24 protein-coding genes are annotated in these 24,001 nt (G+C 44.3%); 17 read left to right on the forward strand and 7 right to left on the reverse strand.

Features of this window, described 5'->3' with window-relative positions; translation table 11 throughout:
- From cobT to RKD52_RS11700, 15 genes are all read left to right on the forward strand, one after another.
- Entirely contained in the window at positions 1-1,050 is a 1,050-nt protein-coding gene (cobT, locus tag RKD52_RS11630; protein WP_454099870.1) for a nicotinate-nucleotide--dimethylbenzimidazole phosphoribosyltransferase, read from the forward strand.
- A gap of 30 nt (positions 1,051-1,080) precedes the next feature.
- Positions 1,081-2,055, forward strand: coding sequence for an ABC transporter substrate-binding protein (locus RKD52_RS11635; RefSeq protein WP_454099871.1), 975 nt, complete (start codon positions 1,081-1,083; stop codon positions 2,053-2,055).
- The gene (locus RKD52_RS11640; RefSeq protein WP_454099872.1) at positions 2,018-3,079 is read left to right on the forward strand and encodes a FecCD family ABC transporter permease; all 1,062 of its coding nucleotides are present in this window, start codon (positions 2,018-2,020) and stop codon (positions 3,077-3,079) included. Before RKD52_RS11635 ends, RKD52_RS11640 begins: the two co-directional genes overlap by 38 nt.
- 16 nt (positions 3,080-3,095) lie before the next feature.
- Positions 3,096-4,406, forward strand: a complete 1,311-nt coding sequence (locus RKD52_RS11645) for an ABC transporter ATP-binding protein (protein WP_454099873.1) — start codon at positions 3,096-3,098, stop codon at positions 4,404-4,406.
- Positions 4,390-5,376, forward strand: a complete 987-nt coding sequence (gene cbiB, locus RKD52_RS11650; RefSeq protein ID WP_454099874.1) for an adenosylcobinamide-phosphate synthase CbiB — start codon at positions 4,390-4,392, stop codon at positions 5,374-5,376. The genes RKD52_RS11645 and cbiB overlap by 17 nt, the downstream gene beginning before the upstream one ends.
- Positions 5,354-6,418 (forward strand): pyridoxal phosphate-dependent aminotransferase, encoded by a 1,065-nt coding sequence (locus RKD52_RS11655; protein ID WP_454099875.1) that lies wholly within the window; start codon positions 5,354-5,356, stop codon positions 6,416-6,418. The genes cbiB and RKD52_RS11655 overlap by 23 nt, the downstream gene beginning before the upstream one ends.
- Positions 6,412-6,969 carry a bifunctional adenosylcobinamide kinase/adenosylcobinamide-phosphate guanylyltransferase gene (locus RKD52_RS11660; RefSeq protein ID WP_454099876.1) on the forward strand — a complete coding sequence of 186 codons (558 nt, stop codon included), beginning with the start codon at positions 6,412-6,414 and terminating at the stop codon, positions 6,967-6,969. The genes RKD52_RS11655 and RKD52_RS11660 overlap by 7 nt, the downstream gene beginning before the upstream one ends.
- Positions 6,966-7,724 carry an adenosylcobinamide-GDP ribazoletransferase gene (gene cobS, locus RKD52_RS11665; protein WP_454099877.1) on the forward strand — a complete coding sequence of 253 codons (759 nt, stop codon included), beginning with the start codon at positions 6,966-6,968 and terminating at the stop codon, positions 7,722-7,724. Before RKD52_RS11660 ends, cobS begins: the two co-directional genes overlap by 4 nt.
- Positions 7,676-8,293, forward strand: a complete 618-nt coding sequence (locus RKD52_RS11670; protein WP_454099878.1) for a histidine phosphatase family protein — start codon at positions 7,676-7,678, stop codon at positions 8,291-8,293. Before cobS ends, RKD52_RS11670 begins: the two co-directional genes overlap by 49 nt.
- Positions 8,245-8,649: a bifunctional adenosylcobinamide kinase/adenosylcobinamide-phosphate guanylyltransferase gene (locus RKD52_RS11675; RefSeq protein WP_454099879.1), complete on the forward strand. Its 405-nt coding sequence runs from the start codon at positions 8,245-8,247 to the stop codon at positions 8,647-8,649. Before RKD52_RS11670 ends, RKD52_RS11675 begins: the two co-directional genes overlap by 49 nt.
- 205 nt (positions 8,650-8,854) lie before the next feature.
- Positions 8,855-10,132, forward strand: a complete 1,278-nt coding sequence (locus RKD52_RS11680) for an MFS transporter (RefSeq protein ID WP_454099880.1) — start codon at positions 8,855-8,857, stop codon at positions 10,130-10,132.
- Positions 10,133-10,250: 118 nt separating this feature from the next.
- Positions 10,251-10,397: a hypothetical protein gene (locus RKD52_RS11685; RefSeq protein ID WP_454099881.1), complete on the forward strand. Its 147-nt coding sequence runs from the start codon at positions 10,251-10,253 to the stop codon at positions 10,395-10,397.
- 61 nt (positions 10,398-10,458) lie between these two features.
- Complete coding sequence (locus RKD52_RS11690) at positions 10,459-10,776, forward strand: SRPBCC family protein (RefSeq protein ID WP_454099882.1); 318 nt, start codon at positions 10,459-10,461, stop codon at positions 10,774-10,776.
- Between the two features lie 271 nt (positions 10,777-11,047).
- Entirely contained in the window at positions 11,048-11,836 is a 789-nt protein-coding gene (locus RKD52_RS11695; protein ID WP_454099883.1) for a nucleotidyltransferase domain-containing protein, read from the forward strand.
- A 125-nt stretch (positions 11,837-11,961) separates the two neighbouring features.
- On the forward strand, positions 11,962-12,915 hold the full coding sequence (locus RKD52_RS11700; RefSeq protein WP_454099884.1) for an LAGLIDADG family homing endonuclease: 954 nt from the start codon (positions 11,962-11,964) through the stop codon (positions 12,913-12,915).
- Between the two features lie 687 nt (positions 12,916-13,602).
- Here the strand turns inward: RKD52_RS11700 and RKD52_RS11705 are convergent.
- Positions 13,603-14,424: a glycerophosphodiester phosphodiesterase gene (locus RKD52_RS11705; protein WP_454099885.1), complete on the reverse strand. Its 822-nt coding sequence runs from the start codon at positions 14,422-14,424 to the stop codon at positions 13,603-13,605.
- 203 nt (positions 14,425-14,627) lie between these two features.
- Here RKD52_RS11705 and RKD52_RS11710 point away from each other — a divergent pair, with 203 nt between their 5' ends.
- Positions 14,628-15,620 (forward strand): hypothetical protein, encoded by a 993-nt coding sequence (locus RKD52_RS11710; protein WP_454099886.1) that lies wholly within the window; start codon positions 14,628-14,630, stop codon positions 15,618-15,620.
- Positions 15,621-15,664: 44 nt separating this feature from the next.
- Here RKD52_RS11710 and cydC read toward each other — a convergent pair whose 3' ends face one another.
- The 6 genes from cydC to RKD52_RS11740 form a co-directional block, all read right to left on the reverse strand.
- Complete coding sequence (cydC, locus tag RKD52_RS11715; RefSeq protein WP_454099887.1) at positions 15,665-17,377, reverse strand: thiol reductant ABC exporter subunit CydC; 1,713 nt, start codon at positions 17,375-17,377, stop codon at positions 15,665-15,667.
- On the reverse strand, positions 17,374-19,098 hold the full coding sequence (gene cydD, locus RKD52_RS11720; RefSeq protein ID WP_454099888.1) for a thiol reductant ABC exporter subunit CydD: 1,725 nt from the start codon (positions 19,096-19,098) through the stop codon (positions 17,374-17,376). Before cydD ends, cydC begins: the two co-directional genes overlap by 4 nt.
- A 47-nt stretch (positions 19,099-19,145) precedes the next feature.
- The gene (gene cydS, locus RKD52_RS11725) at positions 19,146-19,250 is read right to left on the reverse strand and encodes a cytochrome bd oxidase small subunit CydS (RefSeq protein ID WP_407656354.1); all 105 of its coding nucleotides are present in this window, start codon (positions 19,248-19,250) and stop codon (positions 19,146-19,148) included.
- A gap of 10 nt (positions 19,251-19,260) precedes the next feature.
- The gene (locus tag RKD52_RS11730; RefSeq protein ID WP_454099889.1) at positions 19,261-20,274 is read right to left on the reverse strand and encodes a cytochrome d ubiquinol oxidase subunit II; all 1,014 of its coding nucleotides are present in this window, start codon (positions 20,272-20,274) and stop codon (positions 19,261-19,263) included.
- A gap of 11 nt (positions 20,275-20,285) precedes the next feature.
- Positions 20,286-21,617 (reverse strand): cytochrome ubiquinol oxidase subunit I, encoded by a 1,332-nt coding sequence (locus RKD52_RS11735; protein ID WP_454099890.1) that lies wholly within the window; start codon positions 21,615-21,617, stop codon positions 20,286-20,288.
- Between the two features lie 374 nt (positions 21,618-21,991).
- Positions 21,992-23,401: an alanine/glycine:cation symporter family protein gene (locus RKD52_RS11740; protein WP_454099891.1), complete on the reverse strand. Its 1,410-nt coding sequence runs from the start codon at positions 23,399-23,401 to the stop codon at positions 21,992-21,994.
- Between the two features lie 185 nt (positions 23,402-23,586).
- On the opposite strand from RKD52_RS11740, the gene RKD52_RS11745 reads away from it, so the two are divergent.
- Positions 23,587-23,895: a hypothetical protein gene (locus tag RKD52_RS11745; protein ID WP_454099892.1), complete on the forward strand. Its 309-nt coding sequence runs from the start codon at positions 23,587-23,589 to the stop codon at positions 23,893-23,895.
- Positions 23,896-24,001: the final 106 nt, after the last annotated feature.

Raw genomic sequence — 24,001 nt, forward strand, 5'->3', positions numbered from 1 at the left:
ATGATAGATGTTTATCAGATTATTGATGCAATTAAACCAGTAAACAAAGCGAAAGGACAGGAGGCAGAAGCTTATATACAAACGCTGACTAAACCTGTAAACAGTTTAGGAGAAATAGAGCGTTTGGCTGTTCAACTGGCTGAAATGACGGGAGAGGTAAAACCCGATATTTCCCCTCCAGGCGTGATTGTCTTTGCTGCCGACCACGGGGTTGCTGAAGAAGGAATATCTGCTTATCCCCAGGAAGTGACAGGGCAAATGGTCAGGAATTTCTTAACGGGCGGAGCTGCGATTAATGTGTTCACAAAACGTGTAAAAGGGTTTCTTGAAATCGTTGACGCAGGCGTCAAAACAGATATACCCGGTGTCAGAGCGGAGAAAATCGGATACGGCACAAAAAATTTCGCAGCTGAACCTGCTATGTCGCGAAAAGATGCACTAAGGAGCATTCAAATGGGAATGACCCTTGCGGAAGAAACCATTGAAAAGGGTGCAAAGTTGCTGATTCTCGGTGAAATGGGCATTGGCAACACAACGTCAAGCAGTGCCATAGCAGCTGCACTTACCGGAATCAATCCTGAACATCTGACTGGAAGAGGCACAGGAATTAAGTCGAAGCAAATTGCGTTCAAGTCCGAAATCATTCGCAGGGCGCTCGAGCTTCACAGGCCGGATCCAAGTGACCCGATTGATGTTCTTTCAAAGGTTGGAGGATTTGAAATCGGCGCCATGACAGGAGCCATGCTGTATGCTGCTTACCGCAGAATCCCTGTGCTCCTGGACGGTTTTATATGCACCACAGCAGCCCTTTTAGCTGCACACATATGTGAACATGCAAAAGACTATATGATTGCCGGCCACTTATCCGTTGAACCCGGTCATCTCCTGATTTTGAATAAACTCGGAAAAAAACCGCTTGTATCAATGGGTCTTCGGCTTGGGGAAGGGACTGGAGCTGTTCTTGTCTTTCCTTTTGTCCAGGCAGCTTCAGACATGATAAAAGGAATGGCCACCTTTGATGCAGCAGGTGTTTCAAAAGAACATAGGTAAGAAAAAAGTCAAATAAAGGCGGAAAAATCTATGAAATCGACTACATATTTTACCCGAATAAGCCTGATCCTGGTGCTTCTTGCAGGAATCCTCACAGGATGTGCACAGGGAGATCAAACAAAGCCTGCTAGCGGTCAGACGGAACAGGCTGAAAAACAAGATGCCTCCTATCCAGTTACGGTCACAGATGATGCAGGAAACGAAATAACGCTTGAAGAAAAGCCGGAGAAAATCGTCTCCCTGCTTCCAAGCACGACGGAAATCCTTTTCGCTCTCGGACTTCAAGATGAAATTGCCGGAGTATCCGATTATGACAATTACCCAAAAGAAGCTGCACAAAAAGAAAAAGTCGGTGCTCAGGACATGAATGCAGAAAAAATCATTGCCCTTCAGCCTGATCTTGCTTTTCTGCAGGAGTACCATGCACAAAATCACGGCGAAATCATCAAGCAGTTTGAAGCTGCCGGCATAAAGGTTTTTATCGTTGGTTCACAGACTTCATTTGATCAGGTTTACACGGCGATCAGAACGATTGGAAAAGCAACAAACACTTTGGACGAGGCAGACAGGATCATAAAAGACATGGAAGAGAAAGTTGCTTCCATAAAAGAAAAAGCCAAAGAAGTAAAAAACCCAAAACGCGTCTGGATTGAAGTGTCGCCTCAGCCTGAAATCTACACGACAGGCAAAGGAACCTTCATGAACGAAATGCTTGAAATGATCGGCGCAGAAAACGTTGCAGCTTCTGAAGAAGGCTGGGTCAAAATGGATGAGGAGAAAATCGTCAGCAGCAATCCGGACACCATTATCACAACGTATGGCTACTATGTTGAAAACCCTGCAGAGCAAGTCCTTTCAAGAAGCGGGTGGAACTCCATTAAAGCCGTACAGTCGAAACAGGTATTTGATGTAAACAGTGACCTGGTTACCCGTCCGGGACCGCGTCTTGCGGATGGAGCTGAAGAGCTTGGCAGACTTATCTATCCAGACATCTTCAAAAAATAAAAAATGGCTCTTAATGATTGGTGCTGTCTGCTTTGCAGCATGCAGCATCCTGTTAGGGGTTTTGGCCGGGGCGGTTCAAGTAACCGTCCCTGATATTTTAACTATTCTTGCCGGCAAGATCTTTCATGTACCGCTGTATGACGGGGAGCAGAGCACAGAAATGATCATCTGGGAAATCAGGTTTTCAAGGGTGATGCTTGCCTTTTTTGTTGGAGCCTCCCTTTCTTTGGCGGGAGCCGCTTTCCAGGGACTGCTGCAGAACCCGCTTGCAGATCCGTATACAATCGGTGTATCGTCAGGTGCTTCGCTTGGGGCAGTTATCATTATCTTTTTCCAGATTCAGCTGACATTCTTAGGCAGTTACACGCTCCCGGTAATCGCTGTCCTTTTCGGAATGATTACCCTGCTCATTGTTTTTGCTCTCACACAGCTGGCAAGCGGAAAGCTGACGAATGAAACGATTATCCTTGCGGGCATTATTGTCTCTTCCTTTATCAGCGCCTTTATCTCACTGCTGATTGCCCTCGTTCCGCGTGAGGACATCAGTCAAATTCTCTATTGGATCATGGGAAGTGTCTCTATGAGAGGATGGGGACATGTCCAGCTGATTTTCCCCTTTTTTGTGATAGGCGCACTGATGATCCTCTATCATTACAGGGAGCTGAACAACCTGGCACTTGGTGAGCAGTCTGCACAGTTTGCAGGAATGAATGTAAAAAGGAAGAAAACGATCATTCTAATAGCCGCGTCGATTCTTACAGGGAGCGCCGTTGCGGTTTCAGGAGCCATCAGCTTTGTCGGTCTTGTCATTCCTCATCTCGTGAGACTGCTTGCAGGGCCAAACCACCGGCACGTTCTCCCGCTGTCTATGCTGATTGGCGGCGGATATCTGGTGCTTGCAGATTTGCTTGCAAGATCCATCATTTCACCGAAGGAGCTGCCAATCGGTGTGATCACAGCCCTGATCGGCTCACCGATCTTTACTTTTTTGCTGGTGAAAAACCGGAAGCAAAAGCACGGATGAGAAAGGAGGAGGCACTATGCTGCAAGTTAAAAACCTTTCAGGAGGCTATGATGTCAGAAGAACAGTCATCCATGATCTTTCCTTCACCATTAAGAAAGGTGATTTCCTGGCGCTGGCAGGACCAAACGGAAGCGGAAAGACGACTGTGATCCGCTTAATCATGGGAGCGCTGCCTGTAAGTCATGGCGACATCTTTTTAGATGGAAAAAAGCTTTCATCCTACTCGCAAAAAGAACTTGCCAGAAAAACAGCCGTCATGACGCAGGAAAATCAATCAGGGCTTGATTTCACAGCAGAGGAAATCGTGATGCTCGGGAGATACCCTCATCAAAAAGGCATGTTTTTTAAAGAACATTCTGATGCAGACAGGAAAGCGGCTGAAAAAGCGATGAAACAGACGGCTGTCTGGCAGTACAGAAAAAGACCTTTTCAGGCATTAAGCGGCGGAGAAAAACAGCGTGTGCTTCTTGCAAAAGCTCTCGCACAGGAGCCTGAGCTTCTGCTGCTCGATGAGCCCACAAACCATCTGGATATGAAACATACAAAAGAGCTTCTTGAACTTCTGAAAACCCTGCAGAAGGAAATGAATCTGACCATCCTGGCCATCCTTCATGACTTGAATCTTGCCTCGCTTTATGCGGATCAAATTGCCTTGCTGGACCGGGGTATGCTTGCAGGATGCTACACTGGACTGAAAAAAGAAAATGAGCAAACGTTCTCTGACGTTTATGACCTTTCTCTTCACTTTTCGTCCCATCCGGCCGCTCCAAAGCAGCATATTACTTTATCGCCGGATTACCTGCAAGGAAAACAGAGCGATTTGCTTTCAGCGCTGCATATTGAACAGGGAAACCCTTCAATCATTACGATGGAACAGCCATTTCGAATGCTGACAGCAGGGCCAAACGGCAGCGGCCTGCACTGGTCCAGCCGACTGGCATTAAGCGCCGGTCAGAAAGAAACAGACGGACAGCTTTTCCTGTGGTCACTTGGAAACAACATTTTCATTTGCAATCATAACAGGGTCCCTGATCACTTTATCAAAAATGATTCGATGCACACGTTTTACATGATCCTTTCCTATTCGGACAGCATGCTGACTGCTGCCCTTTTAACAGATGCTGCAGTCAGCGACAGCGGTCTTATGAATCTTACTCTTAAGCTGAATGCGGGGATAACTAGACTGTCACCGGACGCAGTGCCTGAACTTGCGGCAGGAGCCTATAGCAGCAGCAAACCGGATGATCCTTCCGTCATGCAGGCTGCTGATGCGTTGATCATGAAAGCCTTGAAAAGACTGGAGAATTCCCTTGCAGCCATTTGCTGAACATACTCTATTACTGGTGGCAGGGAGTGTGCTGCTGGACTTGATAATTGGCGATCCAAAATGGCTGCCTCATCCGGTCATTTTTTTCGGAAAAGTGATTCGTTTAGCAGAAGGGATTCTTAATAAAGGCGACAAGAGAAAAAGAAAAGGAATCCTGCTTGCTGTTTGTCTGCCGGCAGCGGTTTTTATCACTTCATTATTGCTTTTAAAGTGGCTTTATTCCATCCACTACGCAGCAGGCTTGTGTGCAGAGGTTTATTTGATTTCTACAACTTTGGCGATCAAAGGACTGAAGAAAGCTGCACTGGAGGTTTACACGCCTCTTGCTGCAGGCAATCTTTCAGAAGCGCGAAAAAAACTGAGCGAGATCGTGGGTAGAGATACCGCCGATTTGCCCTCCGGTGAAATCACAAGGGGAGCTGCGGAAACAGTAGCCGAAAACACAGTTGATGCTATCATAAGTCCGCTCGTATTTGCCATTGTTGGCGGAGCACCGCTTGCCCTTGCCTACAGGGCAGTAAATACACTGGATTCTATGGTTGGCTACAAAAATGAGCGATACCGTGATTTTGGCTTTGGTTCCGCAAGACTTGATGATCTTATGAATCTTTTTCCTGCAAGGCTTTGCGCCTTATGCATGTGGGTAGGCAGTTTTTTTGTCAGGGGAATGAAAAGAAGAAATGGCTGGCAGATCACATGGAGGGATGCCAAAAAGCATCCAAGTCCTAACAGCGGCTGGCCGGAGGCGATGACTGCAGGACTGCTCGGCATTCAGCTTGGGGGAACAAATACGTATTCAGGAACGGTTTCACATCGTGCAAAGCTCGGTGATGCACAGTCGAGTCTCTTACCGGTCCATATCAAACAATCAATACATATCATGAACGGTGCCTGGATTGTGTTACTTGCAATCTATCTTTGCTTGTTCATGTTAAGGAGGATATACTATGTGGCCGCAGCATGGGGGTAATTCATCTGCCATTCAGAATCTGCTGACAATGAAAGGAATCGAAGCGGGCAGTAACATGCTTGATTTCAGCGCCAATCTAAACCCGCTTGGCATCCCTGATACCGTCCTGCAATCCATGCAGAACAGCCTCCTTCAAAAAATCACAGTTTATCCTGATCCTTCTTATACAGAGGAAAGAGGAATGCTGGCTTCTTTTGAAGGCGTGAAGATGGAAAGAATTTGGCTTACTAACGGCGGTGCGGAAGCTATTTTTTTAGTTGCACAGTTATTTAAAGGGAAACGTGCCGGTATCTTTCAGCCGGCCTTCAGCGAGTATGAGCGGGCATGCAGGATCCATCAGCTTCACATAAAACACTTCAGCTATGAGGATCTAAAAGATTCTGAAGCTTTCATCCAGGATACCGACCTATTATTTCTATGCCGCCCAAACAATCCTACAGGAGAGATGGTTCCTGAAGATAAGATTGTCAGATTGCTTGAAACAGCAAAACAGACTGGTCAATATGCAGTCATTGATGAAGCTTTTGTCCATTTTTCGGACTCTAGTCTTGCTCATTTACTGGGAGCATTTCCAAACCTCATCCTCTTGAGATCATTGACCAAAATCTTTGCCGTGCCGGGCATCCGGCTTGGTTATGTGCTTGCACATGAGCAAATCATACGAAAGCTTGCGTCCCTTTCAGTCCCTTGGAGCGTTAATTCTATAGCTCTTTCCGTCATACATGCGCTGCCGGAAACAAAGGACTTTCTGATTGCAGCAAAAGAATGGCTGAGGGAGGAATGGCAGTTTTTAAGAGGTGAACTCCTGGAGATGAAGTTTCAGGTGTCTGATACAGAAGTAAATTTCTATTTGCTCCGAGATCCGCTTCTTCAAGATCATGAACCTCTTCTGCTGTTTCTTGCAGGAGAAGGAATTCTGGCAAGGCACACGGTTAATTTCCCGCTGATTGAAGGGAGCGCTCTTCGGCTCGCTGTCCGGACGAGAGAGGAAAACATGCTTTTACTTAAAGCGTTAAGAAAATGGAGAAATACGTCATGTTGACATTTATTTCAGGAGGAGCCCGGTCAGGTAAAAGCAGGCTCGCAGAACAAATGGCAGCGGACGCCGCAGGGGACAGGAAGCCATTTTATATAGCCACTGCCATGAAAAGCGAAATGCCAGAACGCATTTTCATTCATCAGCTGGACAGAGGAAACAGGTGGATAACAATCGAAGAGCCGCTGCACATAGACGTTGCAGCCGGAAATCTTCCTGATTCAGCTGTTGTTTTAATTGACTGTCTGACAGTCTGGACAAGCAATGTCATGTTTTCAGAGCATTTGTCTATTGAGGAGACAGCAGCCCGTTTCAACAACCTGCTGAGCATTTCTAAAAGAAAGAACCTTAATCTGTATCTAGTATCAAATGATGTAAATGAAGGAATTCCTTTAAAAAACAAAGGAATAGATCACTATATTCAATGTCTTGAGTCGGTTCATAAACTAGCCGTCCATGCGGCGGATGATGTTTATGAAGTCCTATGCGGCCTTCCGGTTGTCTGGAAAAAAGATGGTCAATACCCTGAAGGGATCTGGGGAGGAAATAATCAATGAAACAAGTCTTTCATGGAGGAATTCTTGCTCTGCAGTTTTTGACGAGAATACCGCTCAAGATCGAGTGCGGCACGGATGAAAAAACACTAAAGTGGGCTTTGCGTTTTTTTCCTGGTTCGGGGCTAGTCATAGGAGCCTGCATGTTTGTGCTTTTTCAGCTGCTGAATGATATCCTGCCCGCTTCCATGTTGGCGCTCCTGCTGATTAGTGTCTGGGTATATCTATCAGGCGGCCTTCATCTTGATGGCGTCATGGATGTTGCAGACGCAGCTGGATCAAATGGTAATGTTGAGAAGAAGAGAGAGATTTTAAAAGATTCACGTGCAGGCAGTTTTGCCGTGCTGGCCGTGATTTTTTTATTGGGCTGGAAACTGTTGATTGTGCACAATTTGCTTCCCCTGGACCAAACAGGCATGTATCTGATTGTCATTCCCATGCTTTCACGATTTCAGGTCCTTATGCATCTGTATGGGTTTAAAGCTTTTCAGACTGGCGGAATGGCATCCTTCTGGAAACAGCATCTTTCAATGAAAGAACTGATCATTGCCGCATGCTGGCTCCTTCCATTTATGGCGTTCAATTGGATAGTCGGCCTGATGTTTCTGCTGCAGATTCTCTTTTGTTTTCTTTTCGGCCGGTGGTCACAAAAGCAGTTTGACGGAATAAACGGAGACACTGCAGGTGCCTCTATTGAGGGGGCAGAAATTTGGAATCTAAGCGTACTGTACAGCTTTTTCTTATTCGGCATGGTTTGACGCAATGGAATGCTGAAAGAAAGTATTTAGGACACAGCGATATTCCGGTGAATAGCCGTTCTCTGGAGGACTATTTTCCATTAAAAAATGTTCTGCATCAATACGGCACTCGAAAGGTGTATTCAAGCGACCTCCTCAGATGCCGGGAAACAGCAGCCTTTCTTTTTCCCAGCCAGCCGGTAACATATGATGCCCGCCTCAGAGAACTCCATTTCGGGGAGTGGGAAGGGAGGACGTATGAAGAATTGAAACATTGCAGCATATATTCCTCCTGGCTCGACAACTGGGAAAGCACCGGCCCTCCAGGCGGAGAAACAGGCATTTCATTTCAGGAGAGAGTATCGTCTTTTTTAAGAGAATTTCTTGAAGGAGAACTTGATTCAGCAGTAATTGTCACACACGGAGGAGTGATCAGACAAATTGTCTCTTCTTTTCTGAACACACCGGAATTCTGGCACATCTCAGCACCATTTGGTAAAGCAGTCATTTTAAATGCTGAAGAAAGGGAGGAGGGATGGACGTGCATCTCATTATCGGAGGAGCCTGCAGCGGGAAAAGAGCATTTGTGAAAAGCAGATGGCCCCATGCAGCATGGATTACGGCTTACAGCGGAGATCATATGCCTGATTGGAAAAAGGTCGATGATGGTCCTCTTGTTCTTGAAGGCTTTGAACAATGGATTGAGAAAGAGGATCTGACCGATTTAAAGGAAGTTAGAACACAATACAGCGGATTTTTAAATGAACTGCTTGAACGGAAACAGGAAACGATCATCATCATGCTTGAAGTCGGTAAAGGGATTGTGCCGGTCTCAGAGAACGAAAGACGTTTGAGAGACGTGATCGGATGGATCCAGCAGGATGCCGCTGCGATATGCACGGATGTTCACAGCGTGTGCCATGGACTTGTAAAGAAGGTAAAATAAGGGCTTTGTCCCTTTTTTTATTTTGAAAAATTTAGTATCTAAACGTTATGAGTTTCGTATATAATCTTCATTGTGATTATTCTTTATAAATTCTTAAAGGGGATTAAGACCGGAGCACGAATAAGTATGACGTCACTTGTCTTAGCTTCTGCAGAAACGGAAATCATGTAAAAGACTTACATTAAGCTTGAAAGGCATGATATGTATGGAAAACAGTTTGACTGAAGCCATGCCGGCAAAAGGCACGCCTTCAGGAAATTTATTCAAAAACCGGATCGTTCTTGCGATCATGGGATCCAACTTCCTGCTGCAGCTCGGAATCTGGATACGGAACTTTGCCATTTTACTGTATGTAACAGAGCTTACGAATAACGATCCTGTCTATGTGTCGCTTATTTCCATTGCCGAGTTTGCACCAATCTTTATTTTTTCCATCATCGGCGGAACGTTTGCTGACAGATGGAAACCGAAGCTGACGATGGTCTGGTGTGACGTGCTGTCCGCTGTATCGATCTTTGTTGTTTTATTAACTCTTGTATACGGGTCATGGCACGCGATTTTCTTTGCAACGCTCGTATCCGCCATCCTGTCACAGTTTTCAATGCCATCGGCGATGAGACTGCTCAAACAGCACGTTCCTGAAGACCAGCTGCAGTCAGCAATGGCTATTTTCCAATCACTGATGGCTGTTTTTATGGTAATCGGTCCTGTCATTGGCACCATTGTGTACCAATCATACGGCATTTACACATCCATTATTGTCATGGGCGTCATGTTTCTGCTGTCCGCTGCTGTTCTGACGTTTTTGCCCCGCGATCTTGAAAAAGTCAAATCAGATGACGAAACAAGCTTTAAAAAGGAACTTGCAGACGGATTCCGTTATGTCATCGGCAAAAAAGTTCTGACGACAATGGGCGGAGTGTTTGCGGTTTGCGGTCTTGCTGTCGGCTTGATTTCGCCGCTGATGATTTTTATTACGATTGAAAATCTCGGTCTGACGAAAGACTACCTGCAGTGGCTGATTATGGCCAATGGAATCGGGATGCTTGCCGGAGGGGGAATTGTCATTGCCTTCTCAAAGAAAATTTCACCGCAAAAGCTGCTTGCTTTAGGTATTTTCTCAAGCATGATTTTCACCATCAGCATCGGCTGGTCCACAAGCTTTCCGCTGACAATCGGCCTGCAGCTGCTTAACGGATTTTTCTTCCCGTGCATTCACATCGGCATCAACACGCTGATCCTAAAAAATACAGATGAAGCATTTGTCGGCCGAGTCAATGGGGTTCTCAACCCGCTCTTCATGGGGATGATGGTTGCAGGCATGTCGCTGTCGGGACTATTAAAAACTCCGCTGACGCTTTCAGGCGTTTATACTGTATCCGGCATTTTGTTCCTGCTTGGCACGATGCTGATCATGCCGCTGTTCAAATTGAAGGATGAGAACGTGATTGCCCAGCAGACCGTTCAAGTTAAAGAAAGCTGATTCTGTCTCTAAAAAACTCTCTGTTCATGGAGAGTTTTTTTATTTATGGAATTTGTGCAGGAATTCGTTTATGCGGCACGAAAGAGAGTAGTGTATGCAATAAAAAGGAGGAATTTCCATGTCAGTAAATAAGAGTGCCGCTACTGTTGCTTCAAGAGTTGAGGGGAAAGAACTTATTATTGAAAGAATGTTTAACGCTCCAAGAGAACTTGTTTTCAGAGCATACGCCGAACCTGATCTGCTTGCAGCCTGGTGGGGGTCCTAAAGGGTGGAGTACTGCAAACAAACGGTTTGAATTTGAGCCTGGCGGCGTCTGGCATTACTGCATGCGCTGCGAAGACAAAGACCAGGGTGACTTTTACGGCATGGAATCATGGGGAATTGCCACCTACAAAGAAATTTCGGTTCCTGAGAAAATTGTTTATGTGGATGCATTTTCAGATGAAACAGGCGTGGTTTCAGAGCAAATGCCGGAAATGGTGATTACGATGGTCTTCGAAGATCATGGTGACACAACAAAACTAGTCGTCAAATCAGAATTTGCAACTGAGGAAGAACTTAAAAAGGTGACAGAAATGGGCGTAGTAGAAGGAATGTCATCACAATTTGAGTGTCTTGACGAACTGCTCGCTACATTGAAATAAACAGTGAGAAAAGCTGCTTCTGCGGCTTTTTTCTTGTTTAAGAAATTATAAAGAATAATAGGCTGTGGTTAACATAACAAAGTTATCATCGTCCAGCTCCAGCGCCTAGATCCTCTGTCAGAACAAATCCGTCAAAAAAGTCAAAACCGGACTTTTTTGACGGATTCTTATCTGCCTATCGGATCTGACCAAGGCGCTTGCGCTTTTGTTCTTTCCATCCCTTTCCTTTTAGGGTGTATACTTATAGCAAAACAAATAAGGAGAAACAGCAATGAGAGAACAGATTCTTGAGATTTTACATGATATAGAGGAAACAAACGACGTTAAAGTCCTCTACGCCTGTGAATCAGGCAGCAGAGCATGGGGATTTCCTTCAAAGGACAGCGATTACGACGTGCGGTTTCTGTACATACACAAACCAGAGCATTACTTAAGCATTGACCCGGTCGGAGTAGGTTCCAACCGTGATGTGATAGAAAGACCCATCAATGATCTGCTCGATGTTTCAGGGTGGGATCTGACAAAAGCGCTGAAGCTATTCAGAAAATCCAATCCGCCGCTCATGGAATGGATGAAGTCTCCGATTGTATACTATCGTGCCTATTCAGCCCTTGAGCGCATGGCTGAGATCCAGGACAGCGTTTTTACCCCGCAGTCTGCGATGTACCATTATTTGAACATGGCAAGCGGGAACTACAGGGACTATCTGCAGGGAAGCACCGTTAAAATCAAAAAGTACTTCTATGTGCTTCGCCCGGTGCTTGCAGCCAAATGGATTGAGGAAAAGAATGAGTTTCCGCCGATGAAATTCCAGACACTCCTTGAATTGCTGCCTGAAAGTCCTCTTAAGCAGGAGATACACACCCTGCTTGCAAGAAAAATAAAAGGAGACGAACTTGATAAAGAACCTAGAATAGATGTGATCAATTCGTTCCTTGATGCAGAGATAACCCGGCTGAAGCTCGCTGCAGAACAATGGAAGACAGTCAAGAAGGATCCCACTGCACAATTGAATGAACTTTTCAGGGATATGCTGAAAGAAGTTTGGGATAAGCGATGAAAAGCTCCTTTAAAGGAGCTTTTTCTTTTGTTTACATAGAAAAGTGCTAAAAATAGACATGCAGAACAAATGTTCGATATAATAAAAATGAACCGAAAACCATTTGTACTGGAGGCTGTTATTCCGTGTCAGCATCTAAAAACAGGAAATGTTTGCTTGAAAGCGAAGAAGTAATCAGGCTTTACAAAGATGGTAAGAGCACCTCGGAAATTGCCAAACTGGCAGGTGTTACAGCAGGGAGCATACGTAATATCCTTTCAAAACATGGGGTAGAAATGCGGCCGAGGGGGAGCTGGAAGAGGAAGTACAGTTTAGATGAAGGTTACTTTAAGAAATGGACACCCAATATGGCCTATATTCTCGGGTTTATACTGGCAGATGGTACGATTGCAAAGGGAACACAAAGCGTTATCATCGCTCAAAAAGAAAGCGAAATACTCGAAAGAATTAAAAAGGAACTTAAAACAATTCAACCTCTTTATAAAAATGAAAAAACCGGTGTTTTTCTTCTTAACCTCAACAGCAAAATCTTAAAAAGAGATTTAATTGAACTTCACGGAGTAACTTCAAAAAAGTCATTGACCATTGATTTTCCTGATGTTCCCGAAGAATACATGCCGCATTTTATTAGAGGTTATTTCGATGGTGACGGCAACATCTATTCCAGAGGGTATATGGTTAGTTTTGTAGGGGGTTCACTTCCTTTTATGGAGAAATTGAAAGAAGTTTTTATCAAAGTGGGATTTGATCCTTACTTAGTTCAAAAAGATAAACATGTAAGACTTTATATAAGTGGAAGAAAAACGATCAAACTATTTTATGAGTACATTTACAATTGCAGTGACATTCACCTTAAACGTAAGTTTGATCTTTTCCCAGACAAAGATCTTGATGCTGCTGAATTAACAGACGCTCCATTAAAAGTGAACAAAAAAGCCGTCCAAGACAGAAAACAAAAGTTTATTGAAGCTTACAGAAATTCAAGCTCACTTGATAAAGCATGCAGTATTTGCGGGATAAGCAAGACAACTTATACTCAATGGATAAAAAAAGACAAGAACTTCAAAGATCAACTATAAAGCACGGGAGATTATGATTTGGCTATCAAAAGATCAGAGCTACCATCTAAATTAGAGGTAGCTCTTTTTACATTTGAAATAAATTAGTATGGATTAACTTTATCCCAGGGGCAGGAGGGTTTGAGTCTTAAAGTCTAATATCTCACTTACTTTTTCTCAGTATACATAATATAAATTATAGACAGCTGTATTATAAGAGTCATTTCCAGTCTCAAATAACAAGTAAACTTAAGTAAATGAGACAGAAAGAAAAAATAACGTCTTAGACACACTGTATCTGCCGCACGTATTTCACTATAGATTAGTAAGATTTTTTCTGCAGATCACTGAAATATTTCTATTTTAGCTGCTCATATATATTTACGCATTTTTGCAGCTGTTGTTTTATTTTCGTTAGATTTAAGCTCTTGATTATGCACGTTACTCATTGAACTAATTCCAAGACTCTCTTCTTTAATTCCAGCTCAGTTTACATAACGTTTTTATGAGTGAATAATTTCTTCTGGTCCTTTTTACAACTTGCTGACGCTTTTAAACTAATGGTTATCATCTCTTATGGCTGGAGTTTAATTAGAATGATTATTTAGAACATTGTTTTATTAGTTTTAATATTCCACTCATTTCCAGCTGTTTTCTCTGCTAGAGTAAAAAACCGGCCTCTTTTCTGCAGAGAGCCGGTTTACCATCTTATTTTCTTGGATCAACATAATCAGGATAATCCGTAATGATTCCGTCTACACCCATCTCAAGCAGAAAATCGGCAGTTTCCTGTGTGCGAACAGTCCAGGATTGGATTTTCATGCCCTTTTCATGAACATTTGCTACTAAATCCTTTGAAACGATGCCGTAGTTTGGATTAAAGTAATCTGCATATGTGCTGAATTCATTCAGTGCCGTATCAGTTGTATGAAGAATCGAAGATGTCAGCACACCGATTGGTACTTTAGGCAGCAGGGAATCCATCTTTTTCATCGAGTCAAAATTAAACGACTGAACAATGATTTTTTCATTTTGAGGCTTGTCCATGTTGCGTTCCTGAAGCTCTTCAGCCACTTTTTCCTCGATTCCCGGATAAAGCTCAGGTGCTTTCAGCTCAATCAGAATGCCGGTTTTGCCTCTGTAGCGGTCAAGAATATCATCAAATGTAGGGATTTTTTCTCCGGTAAATTCTTTGCCTTTCCAGCTGCCTGCATCAAGTTTGCTGAGGTCATCATATGTAAGATCCTTTACTTTGCCGCTTCCGTCTGTCGTCCGGTCCACTGTGGTGTCATGAATGATCACGAGCTCGCCGTCCTTGCTCTGCTGAACATCGATTTCAATATAATCCGCTTTCATCTCTACCGCTTTATCAAAGGCTGCAAGTGTATTTTCCGGAGCATAGCCTGAAGCCCCCCTGTGTGCTACATTTTCCACTTTCACCGCTGAAGCATCTGCTGCTGACGGCTGCAATAACGGTGCTCCAAGCAATATGATGGCCATTCCCGCTCCGGCTGCCCAAGTTTTCATCATTTCATCGTCTCCTCTGTCTTCATTTGTAAGAACAGCTTCAGTTTACTGGATGAATATGTATCCAATGTGAAATTGAGATGTCAGAATGTTATCAATCATGTGAATCATTCTGGGAAATTTATCATGCCTTTCTTTACATACAAGTATTGGTAATCTATTACCGGTTCTCAGCATGTTAGACTCATGACAGAGGAGTGAACACGATGATGAAACATCTGCTATTGCTGTTTTCCCTTCCGTTTCTGCTCAGTCTTGACCCGCTGGTATATGATACACACTATCAAGCAAGCTATCAGTCTCCAGAAGGGATTATGTTTCTAAGCTACAGCGATAAATGGGATGAAGAAAAGTTAAAAGAACTTTATAAGGAATTGATTCAAAATAAACATGGAAAAGAGATATCTCTTCTTCAGGAAGTGCGTATTCAAGGAGATTCTTTAAACGGATCAGCGACAAAAGGAAGGTTTCACGCTCTAACAGACACAATTACCCTTTATGAGGGAGACACATATACAGATGTCTCCTCCTACAGAGATACTCTCTCACATGAATATGGGCATCATTTTGCCTATCACTATATAAAAAGCCATCACTTTCCGTTCTCTGAGTGGAGTAAACTTAGAGGCATTGAAAATGCCCCTGTACGGTGGGATGCTTTTTGGAACTATTCTGATGCAGATCATATGTGGTATCCTCAGGAAATCATGGCTGATGACTATGTGATGTTGTACGGTTCAGGGAGAAAAACAGACAAAAACGAAATCCTCTCAAGCAATGAACCCTTCTATCAAATGACACAGCATGAGAACAAGGAGCTTCCTAATGTGCTTGAAAATAAGGAGCTGATTGATTATCTTGAAAAAGAAACAGGCGTAAAGGCTGACCGGGGCAGAATTCTTACAGGACCCCAATTAAAAAAGATTCAAAAAGATAAAATTACCTTTGCTGCTACCGGTCAATCACAGGTTGCCATTAAAGCAGACATCACCTATTTCCAGGATGGGGTTGAACTGGCATCGGATGAGAAGCTGTTTATTGTCTCTAATAAAGGTGCTGAAACGTTTACTATCCCGCTAACTGATGCTGCATCAAGCCTTGAAGTTACTTTTAAAATACTTGATTTACAGACCTCTGCCGGTTTTGAAACGCCGCCTGAGAAGTTCCATATAGACAGCCTGCTGTCGAAAGGACAGTAGGCACACAAAAAAATCCCTCTCCATATCGAGAGGGATTTTATCTTTTATACTAGCACCTCTTGTTCAATCTGCTTCAGACCGTAAAAATAACCTTTTCTCTCCATGAGTTCTGCATAGGATCCCTTTTCAAGAATGCGTCCTTGATCCATAACGATGATCTGATCCATCTTCTCAAGTCCTGTCAGTCGGTGACTGACGAGGATGAGTGTATTGCCGCCGGCATACTTAAATAAGGTTTCTTGAATGCTCTGCTCTGACAGGAGATCCATTGAAGCTGTTGGTTCATCAAGCAGCCACAGACCCGCTTTTTTCAGCAGGATTCTTGCAATGGCAAGCTTCTGTTTTTCGCCGCCTGACAGGTTATCGCCTTTTTCAAGAACAGGATCATCAAGCCGTTTGTTCTCGAGTCCTGCCTCCTTCAGTGCGTGTATCAGCTCTAAGTCCTCTGTTTCTTCTTTAACAGCGATCAGCAAATTTTCACGGATAGTCCCATAGAAAAAGTGGTTATCCTGCAGAACAATATTGCAGCTATCCCACATGCTCTCACTGCTGATGTCGGAAAGCGGCTTTTCATTCAAAATAATTTCTCCAGCTTCCGGTTCATACATTTTTATTAACAGCATAAGCAGCGTGGATTTTCCTGAACCGGATGGTCCGACAACAGCCGTTTTTGAACCTTGCGGAAACGTGACAGTAACACCACTTAGACCGGAGCCCGCTGTGCCGTAAGAATAATGAACATTCTTTACGTGAATAGAGAACCCATCCTTTGTGATGTCAGCCTGCTTCTTTTCTTCCTGTATGACCGGCTCTTCCGGGAGTGAGTACAATCTTTTAGAAGCACGCCTGCTCTCTTCGTAAAAAACTGGAAAAGCAGACATCGGAACAGCAAACTCAAATACATTGAGAGAAATCATCACCAGCATGGCAAGATACAGACCGTTCAGCTCACCCGCTGCTGCCTGGTAAGCCCCGAGTGCTAAAATTCCGCAGTTTATAATGACCGTAATCGCCGTGTTAATCGATTGTGTCTGATTCACCCTGTTATCTAATTGCGCCTGTCTATCGGCAAGCATATCAGACAGCCTGCGAAGCTTTTCTTCTTTTTCTGCCGTCTGTCCATAGATCTTTAAATCTCTGTATCCATAGTAAAATTCAGCCGCTTCTGATGAGAAAAGGCTTCTCATGTCCCGGACTGAGTCATCGATTTTTTTTTGAAGAAATGCAAAGTATGCCGGGATCACCATTCCTGTCAGCACCATACCAGCTAAAAGCATCATGGCAATGGGGACGGAGTAAAACGATACAAATGCAATCGTGCTTAAAAAGACAAACAGAAAGACGACCGGCGGATAAAATACCCTCAGGAAAAAGTTCTGAAGGTTCTCTACATCCCCGACTATTCTTGAAAGCAGGTCGCCGCTCCGGTACGTATTGAAGATCCTAGGGACCATTGGTTCCAGCTTTTCATAAAAGGAGGCGCGCACATCCTTCAAAATGGTAAAGGTTGCCCTGTGGGAAACAAGCCTCTCTGCATATCTGCTGAGAGCTCTCCCAATACCCGCAAGCTTCAATAGCGCGAGCATAACTGTGAGTGTGTAAAGAGGCGGCAGCAGAGCGGCTTTTGAAATTAAGTAGCCGCTCGATGCAAATAGCGCGATTCCCGTTATACCCGCAAGGAAGCCCAATAAGACTGTGAGCCAAATATCCTTTTTTTCATTCCACATTAAACGTGCAATATGAGAAATGTCTTTCATCTGGCCGCCTCCTTTACTTGCATATGAAACATGCTGCGGTAAGACTCGGAACGGTCCAGCAGTTCCAAATGAGTCCCCTGAGCCGCAAGTCTTCCGTTTTCCATATAAAAAATAACGTCTGCGTCTTTAATTGTGTACAGCCTGTGAGCCACGGTAATCACTGATGCATTTTCCCCAAGCTCTTTTATCGACTGCTGGAGAATCCTTTCTGTATAAAGGTCAAGGCCTGTGGTCGGTTCATCAAACAAGATGAATGCCGGTTTCTTCAGAAATGCCCTGGCTAGAGCAAGCCTTTGCTTTTCGCCTCCGGAAAGACCCCTTCCCCCTTCGCCGATGACCGTATCAAACCCGTGTTCAAGCGCTTCAATCATGGAAGCAAGTCCCGCTTTGCGGGCTGCATCTTCTATTTCCCGCCGGCTCGCCTCTTTCAGCTGGCCAATGGCAATATTTTCTGCGATTGTCCCGGAGAAGATATAGGGATGCTGAGAAATGTAAACCATCCTGCTGAACCAGCTCATTTCATCATAAGCTGCCCTCTCTTTGCCATTTATGATCAACTCACCTTCATCAGGCTGTATCAGCCCGCTGATAAGATGAAGAAGGGTCGTCTTGCCTGATCCGTTTCTGCCGACAATGGCTGCTTTTTCAAACGGTTTAAGATGTACACCAATGTCATGCAAAGAAAATGAACTGTTCTTATATGAGTAAGATGCCTTTTTCAGATGAAGTTCAGGCGGTCCTCCGCCAGTCTTCTGATCTCCCCACACTGCAGCTTTATCCCGCTCCTCCAGTTCTTCTGCTATCAGCTTCGCAGCCCCCATGCTTCCTCTGCCTGCATGAAAGGCACTGCCATAATCTTTAAGAAGCAGGTAGAAATCAGGAACAAGAATGAGAATAAAGAAGGCAGAAAAGAATGTCACAGTCTGAAAGACAACGATCTGCAGGCCAAGTTCAAAGGCAATCAGTCCAATGCTGAGCATTGAAATAAACTCCAAGGATAGCGCTGAGAGAAATGCTACCTTCAAAACCTGCATCGTGGCATCACGGATTTCCAGACTGCTCTCTGCAATCTTGTCTTTCTGCTCTTTTGAACGTCCAAACACCTTCAATGTCACAAGCCCCTGAAGAACATCAAGAAAATGACCGGAAAATTGCGAGAGCCTCTCCATCTGCTGCTCTGCTTTATCCTTGCTTTTCCTGCCTGCAAGTGCCATGGCAAGCGGTATAAAAGGGGCTGTGACCAGCAGAATGATGCCGGAGTACACATGCTGGGTAAATACGGCAGCGGCCATCATCAGCGGAATAATTCCCGTCTGGATCATTTGGGGAATGTATGTGCTGAAATAAGGTGTTATTTCATCCACTGCATCCAGCAGTACATTTACTTTCCTGCCGGTTTGTCCGCCGGAAGAGGATAAAACAGATTCTCTGGACATCTTTTTGAGAAGCGATGACCGTATATCTTTCTTAACGGCTGCCGCTAATGAAACGCCGGTTTTTTTGCCGAAATACATAAATCCTGCCCTGCAAAGGGACACTGCGAGCAAAATAAAAAGTTCAGGAACAACATCCCGGAAAGAAGTGTCTTTTAAAAAGACGGCATCTGTGATACTGACGAACAGCCACGCCTGTGCTATAACGGCTGCACCTGTTAAAAAAGCATGCAGCCTCAAAAGCCAAATATGTTTTTTATGTTTTGACGCCAGATGTTTCAGCTGCATCACACGGACTCCTTTATGCGTTTAAGCCTATTAAGCTTTTGCACGTTTTATTTTTCATAGGGCTCTTTTGCGTAAGCACCCCAGACAAATAATCCTGTAACGGTCACTGCGACAATTAGTACCGGTGCCACCATTATTAAAAAAGTCTGCATGGTATCCCTCCTATTTTTTGCCTTTCACATAATCGTTATCAAAAAGGAACAGCCTCATCAGCAAGTATAACGACGGTACAAGGAGCATTAATCCTGCAAGAAATGCAAAGATGAGTGCCAGGGCCATAGTATCGTTTGTAAAGCTTGTGTAGATCGTGACGTACGGATAAAGCACATACGGCAGATGCGATGCCCCGTATCCGTAAAATGCCGCCGCAAACTGCAGCATGACCAGGATAAACGAAACGCCCAAACTCTTCTTTTTCCAAATCAAATACACGGCACCCGCAAAAAACAGAAGTGATAAACCAAAAAGCCAGGACATATCCATCATCCGCTGAAAATGACCCGGATTATGCTCTCTTAAGGACACAAAAACGAGCAGGCTTGCAAGAATGGTCGGGCCGCTCCAAAACAGCGCATATTTGCGCAGAAGGTTGAAGGCACTGCTGTCTCCCGCTTTATGAGCATAAAACGTCAGAAAACTTGCAGAAATATACAGCACACTCACTATCGCCAGAAAGACGACGGCCCACGCATACGCGCTTGTAAAGAGCTCGGCGTAATTCAGCTGCACCTCATCCCCGCTGACGTCGATAAAGCCGCCTTCAGACAGTGTAAGCACAACAGACAGTGATGCCGGAATCAGCAGGCCTGTCGCTCCATATAAAAACTGATACCAGAGACTTTCTCGGTTACCGTAGTGATGAAACGCATAATACGAACCGCGCAGGGCAATCAGAATAATGGCTATGCTTCCTGGCACGAGAAGGGCTGTACCGTAATAATAGGCAAGCGACGGAAAAAATCCGACCAATCCAATGTAGAAGAAGATCAGGAATACATTCGTCACTTCCCAGACCGGAGACAAATACCGGTTAATCACTTTTTTTACAATAGGCCCGCGTCCTGTCAGTGCAGAGTAATAATTGAAAAAACCTGCACCAAAATCAATGGACGCTACAATAAGGTATCCGTACAAAAATGTCCAGAGCACGGTAATTCCAATCAGTTCATAATCCATCTTGTCCTCTCCTATTTCAATCCTAATTTTTCAAGCTCGCGCTCAGCGGGATTTGCCTTGAATGTACGGCGAAGCACAGCAACGGCTGATACAGCAAGCACCGCGTACAGGGCGATGAACAAATACAGCATGATGTCAACGTAGCCTGATGTCGTGGCACCTTCCGCCGTTGTCATGTAGCCTCTTAAGATCCAAGGCTGTCTGCCCTCTTCTGTAAAGAACCATCCCGCTTCAATGGCAAGCATGGCAAGAGGACCTGTGCTGACAATCAGCCATAAGAGAATCCGGTTCAGCTCATTAGATTTTTTCCGCCATCTCATGACCATGTACAGGAAGGATACAAACGCCAAAAACATGCCGATTCCAACCATCAGATCAAAGAAATAATGGACAATCAGCGGCGGCCATTCTTCCTCTGGAAACTCTTCAAGCCCCGTCACCTCTGCATCCGGCGTTCCGTGCGCAAGAATGCTCAATGCGTAGGGAATCTCAAGTGCATACTTGACCTCGTTGTTTTCATCAAGGATTCCTCCGAGAATTAATGATGCTTCTTCTGTTGTTTCAAAATGCCATTCTGCAGCAGCCAGCTTTTCAGGCTGGTACTCTGCCAAATATTTTCCTGATAGATCGCCAATAACGGCTGTACTTATTGCACAGACAAAAGCCACAGTCATAGAAAGTCGGAGTGCTTTTTTGTAATAAACGTGCTTTCTGCCCCTTAGAATCATAAATGCGGCAATGGCAGCCAGCACACAGGCAGATGTTAAGTAGGCTGAAGACAGCACGTGCGCCATTTTTGTCGGCGTTGCCGGATTAAACATCGCAAGCAGCGGGTTTACACCAGTCAAAACTCCGTTTTCCATATTAAATCCAAGCGGAGCGTTCATAAAAGCATTCACAGTTGTAATAAAGAAACCGGAAAGCGTCGCTCCGAGAGCCACCGGAATCAGCAGCAGCAAATGGTAGATTTTCTTTTTGAAGCGATCCCATGTATAAAGGTAGATACCAAGAAAAATAGCTTCAAAGAAAAATGCGAAAGTTTCCAAGAACAGCGGCAGACTGATTGTCTGGCCTGCAACCTGCATAAAGTTCGGCCACAGCAGACTGAGCTGAAGGGCTATTGCCGTTCCTGTAACAACCCCGACAGCCACTGTGATGATGTAGCCCCTTGCCCATCTCCTTGCAAGAAGATGATAATGTTCATCATTTCGCCTGATGCCAATCCACTCTGCAAGAGCAATGAGCAGCGGCACACCTACTCCAAGTGTGGAAAAAATCGTATGAAATGCAAGTGTCAAGCCCGTCAGAATTCTGCTGTACAATACCGGATCATACTCAAACAATTTCGTTCCCCCCTACTTCACGCAATAAATAGCAGTTTATCCATTCTTTTCCTCTAATCAGGAAAATTAAAACAAGTGTTTGTGAATGTTTTCACATAAATAAATGGAATGATCTGCTTCTACTGATTAGTTTAGCCCAAATTCATCTGTAAAACGATAGAAATACATGAATTGATAAAGTTTGTTCACATTTTCACAAACTCTTCGCTGTTTTACAGCAGGACATTTGACAAAGCCCCTATGCCTTCTCTATAAAAATTCTGCTTCCTCCCCATCTGCCGGCCTCCGCTTTTCTAAAGAAAAAGCACACCGCTCAGAAACTGAAAGGTGTGCTTTAGCAGTGGATGAATCCGTTAATGCTTCGTATTCAGAGGTTAAACCTCATCGTCTCCCCAGCATTCGGTATTTTTAAGTCCTTTGATGGAGCTTGCTTTAAATACAGGATTTTTGCCTTCTTTGCGCTGGCGTGCATAATCTTTCAGCACTTCAAATGCAATTTTTGAAAGGATGGCAATGGCAATAAGGTTCGTAACGGCCATAAGACCCATAAAGAGATCAGCCATATCCCAAATCAGCTGGAAACCTGATACCGACCCGAAGATAACCATCCCGACTACTGCTAAACGGTAGATAAACAGAACGGTTTTGCTTCCGTTTAAAAACTCAATATTTGTTTCCCCGTAGTAGTAGTTTCCAATAACCGAACTGAATGCGAACAGCAGAATCGCTACAGCCAGGAACGTGCCTGCCCAGTCTCCGATGTGAGACTGCAAAGCTGCCTGGGTAATTTGAATACCGTCAAGCGAAGGATCCGGTGTCGTGTCAAACAGAAGAATCAGGAATGCTGTTGTGCTGCAGATGATAATCGTGTCGAAAAACACGCCTAGCGTCTGGATGAAACCTTGTTTAGCAGGGTGAGAAACGTTTGCCGTAGCAGCAGCGTTCGGTGCACTTCCCATACCCGCTTCATTCGAGAACAGTCCTCTCTTAATTCCGTTTTCAACTGCAGCTCCAATACCTCCGCCTACTGCCTGCTCAAATCCAAAAGCATTTGCAAAAATGACGGCGATGACGTTCGGCACTTCTGTAATGTTCATAATAACAACGACAAGAGCAACAGCTATGTAGATCAGCGCCATAACAGGCACGATAATCTGGGATGCTGCAGCTACCCTTTTCAGACCGCCGAAAATAATCAGTGCGGTGAAGACAGCCAAAATGATGCCCATAACCGTTTTATCCACAGCAAATGCACTGTCAAAAGCAAGAGCAATGGTATTGGCCTGAACAGCATTGAAAATCAGTCCGAAGCATAACGTTATTAAAACAGCAAACAGGATTCCCATCCACCTTGCCTTCAGCGCTTTTTCCATATAGTAAGCAGGGCCTCCGCGGAATTGATCTCCGTCTTTTACTTTGTAGACCTGCGCAAGTGTGCTTTCTACAAAGCTTGAAGCCATTCCTACAAGCGCAATCAGCCACATCCAGAAAACCGCACCCGGTCCTCCGACGGCAATGGCAATAGCTACTCCCGCTAAATTACCGGTGCCAACCCTTGATGCTGCACTGATAAAGAATGCCTGCAGGGACGAAATGCCTCTCTTGCCTTCTTTGGATACCATTGCAGGTTCCTTTAGAAGCCTGAACATTTCGCCAAAGTAGCGGAATTGGACAAATCTTGAACGGACTGTGAAATACAAACCAATTCCTACAAGCATATAGATCAGCAAGTATGACCACAGAATTGTATTCCCTCCGGAAATCATTCCATTTAAAAAATCCATATTAAACCTCCTGAAAAAAATAAATTTTCTAACTTCATGTTAGGCTTCCTAACATCACAAAGTTAGAGTATATCAGAAATTGTCGTTTTGCACAGTAAAAACGAAAAAAGTTTCCACTGTTCGAATCCGTCTTTTTGCGTTATGATTATGTATATTCGATTGCACGATTTAAAAGGAGGAATGTTATGAGACAGACGATTTTTCTATTTCTCATTGCCCTTCTCCTGACCGGGGTTTCGCCGCATGTGCAGCATCATCCCGTAAAGACACCGGCTTTTGATGTTGAAGAGCATGTTCAGCTGGTTACAGCGGATAAAGCTGAATACGAGAAAATGCCTTTCAGCACTGATCAAAGCGAGTCAAGCTTGATACCTGTACTTTTAGCGGCCGCTGTGATTGCTGCTTTATCAGCTTCAGCAGGCCTGTTCAAGAAATTTCTGCTGTCTGTTTTCTACCAGTCCTCCTATTATGGCCGTACATCGCTAAGACCCTAGAATCTTTTTAAAAAAGGAGGGAAATGCGATGTTCTGGATGAGACTAATTATGGTGACTGGTTTTTCATTAACGGCCTTTAGTCTATTTTTGTATCAGGGAATTGAG

The organism is Metabacillus sp. SLBN-84, assembly GCF_053629595.1.

What these genes read in the sequence shown, in the direction of transcription:
- RKD52_RS11635 (WP_454099871.1), top strand. Translation starts at nt 1,081, where the DNA reads ATGAAATCGACTACATATTTTACCCGAATAAGCCTGATCCTGGTGCTT.
- cobT (WP_454099870.1), top strand. Translation starts at nt 1, where the DNA reads ATGATAGATGTTTATCAGATTATTGATGCAATTAAACCAGTAAACAAA.
- cydS (WP_407656354.1), bottom strand. Translation starts at nt 19,250, where the DNA reads ATGCAGACTTTTTTAATAATGGTGGCACCGGTACTAATTGTCGCAGTG.
- cydD (WP_454099888.1), bottom strand. Translation starts at nt 19,098, where the DNA reads ATGCAGCTGAAACATCTGGCGTCAAAACATAAAAAACATATTTGGCTT.
- RKD52_RS11685 (WP_454099881.1), top strand. Translation starts at nt 10,251, where the DNA reads ATGTCAGTAAATAAGAGTGCCGCTACTGTTGCTTCAAGAGTTGAGGGG.
- RKD52_RS11645 (WP_454099873.1), top strand. Translation starts at nt 3,096, where the DNA reads ATGCTGCAAGTTAAAAACCTTTCAGGAGGCTATGATGTCAGAAGAACA.
- RKD52_RS11705 (WP_454099885.1), bottom strand. Translation starts at nt 14,424, where the DNA reads ATGATGAAAACTTGGGCAGCCGGAGCGGGAATGGCCATCATATTGCTT.
- RKD52_RS11710 (WP_454099886.1), top strand. Translation starts at nt 14,628, where the DNA reads ATGATGAAACATCTGCTATTGCTGTTTTCCCTTCCGTTTCTGCTCAGT.
- RKD52_RS11655 (WP_454099875.1), top strand. Translation starts at nt 5,354, where the DNA reads ATGTGGCCGCAGCATGGGGGTAATTCATCTGCCATTCAGAATCTGCTG.
- RKD52_RS11740 (WP_454099891.1), bottom strand. Translation starts at nt 23,401, where the DNA reads ATGGATTTTTTAAATGGAATGATTTCCGGAGGGAATACAATTCTGTGG.
- RKD52_RS11730 (WP_454099889.1), bottom strand. Translation starts at nt 20,274, where the DNA reads ATGGATTATGAACTGATTGGAATTACCGTGCTCTGGACATTTTTGTAC.
- RKD52_RS11660 (WP_454099876.1), top strand. Translation starts at nt 6,412, where the DNA reads ATGTTGACATTTATTTCAGGAGGAGCCCGGTCAGGTAAAAGCAGGCTC.
- RKD52_RS11695 (WP_454099883.1), top strand. Translation starts at nt 11,048, where the DNA reads ATGAGAGAACAGATTCTTGAGATTTTACATGATATAGAGGAAACAAAC.
- cydC (WP_454099887.1), bottom strand. Translation starts at nt 17,377, where the DNA reads ATGAAAGACATTTCTCATATTGCACGTTTAATGTGGAATGAAAAAAAG.
- cobS (WP_454099877.1), top strand. Translation starts at nt 6,966, where the DNA reads ATGAAACAAGTCTTTCATGGAGGAATTCTTGCTCTGCAGTTTTTGACG.
- RKD52_RS11680 (WP_454099880.1), top strand. Translation starts at nt 8,855, where the DNA reads ATGGAAAACAGTTTGACTGAAGCCATGCCGGCAAAAGGCACGCCTTCA.
- RKD52_RS11745 (WP_454099892.1), top strand. Translation starts at nt 23,587, where the DNA reads ATGAGACAGACGATTTTTCTATTTCTCATTGCCCTTCTCCTGACCGGG.
- RKD52_RS11690 (WP_454099882.1), top strand. Translation starts at nt 10,459, where the DNA reads ATGCGCTGCGAAGACAAAGACCAGGGTGACTTTTACGGCATGGAATCA.